The following is a 979-nucleotide window of genomic DNA, read 5'->3' as shown; positions in this document are numbered from 1 at the left end:
AAACCAAAAATCCCCTTCTGTACAATTTTGTTCCTGTGAGGCTGTGTCTATTAAAACTCCCCCTCAACGAAATCGTAAGAAAACAAGAGGAAATTGGAGATATGCATTTATTCATAGAGGGAGGATAATTCAGGAAATATACCTTATACTTATGATGTGTAAACCTAATGTCTAAGAAATGTAGCTGTTGAGGATTTAGTGAAAGAACAATTTCACTTAGTATAAAGGGGGAGTATTATTGAAAGCAGGTAGATTAAGCGTATTAGGGACAATGTTGTTACTGATTCTAGCTTGGTTGATCTGGCAACAATATAAAGTCAATAAAGAAGAGGAATTTCTTCACCATCATCAAGGTATTGAAAAAAGTGATATCAAGGAAATAATTGTCTGGGGCGAAATATATCGTGACTCGGGTAATGGGGGTGTCCGCATTGAAAGGCCACAAAGGCCTGCAACTGAACAGGAAATACAGCAAATAATTGATACTTTCAATATGATTCAGAGTGAAACGGTAACGATTGAACATAATCAACCTCAAATAAAATTTTTAGCTGGCATTGCATTTTACATGAAATCTGATGGAAAAATGCTAAAGATTATGTACAGGGATTCAGGAAATCCAGTATATGTTTCAAAAAATAATGAAAAAAAATCAATATACTACTCAATAAATCAGTCAGAAATACGGCAATTTTTTGAGCAATATATGAGTAATTTCTTAAAAGAAAATTCCAAATAAAATTTTATTGCCAAATACATGTCAGTATTCAATAGTCATTGCACTAACGGATACGATAGTTAAAATTAGACACAACGGCAGCCGGCCAGAAGATCTGCTGCCGTTTTCATTAAGCTAAACCAGCTAATAGTTGTCAACATTTTTCTTATAAAAGTAGCTGAGGTTGATGCTATACTAATAACTGTGCATACCAAATAACCCTCCATTCTTGACTGGAAGGTTTTTCTAGTTCGTGTTGTT

The 979-nt window shown here is 34.1% G+C and carries 1 protein-coding gene; it reads left to right on the top strand.

From position 1 onward, the window contains the following. Positions 1-238: 238 nt before the first annotated feature. Complete coding sequence (locus tag FE783_RS37305) at positions 239-739, top strand: hypothetical protein (RefSeq protein WP_138884453.1); 501 nt, start codon at positions 239-241, stop codon at positions 737-739. Positions 740-979 lie beyond the last annotated feature (240 nt).

It is taken from the genome of Paenibacillus mesophilus, assembly GCF_005938385.1.
GTDB classification, from domain to species: domain Bacteria; phylum Bacillota; class Bacilli; order Paenibacillales; family NBRC-103111; genus Paenibacillus_AB; species Paenibacillus_AB mesophilus.
The sequence above is the reverse complement of the archived record's forward strand: the minus strand, read 5'-3'. Positions and strand labels throughout refer to the sequence as shown.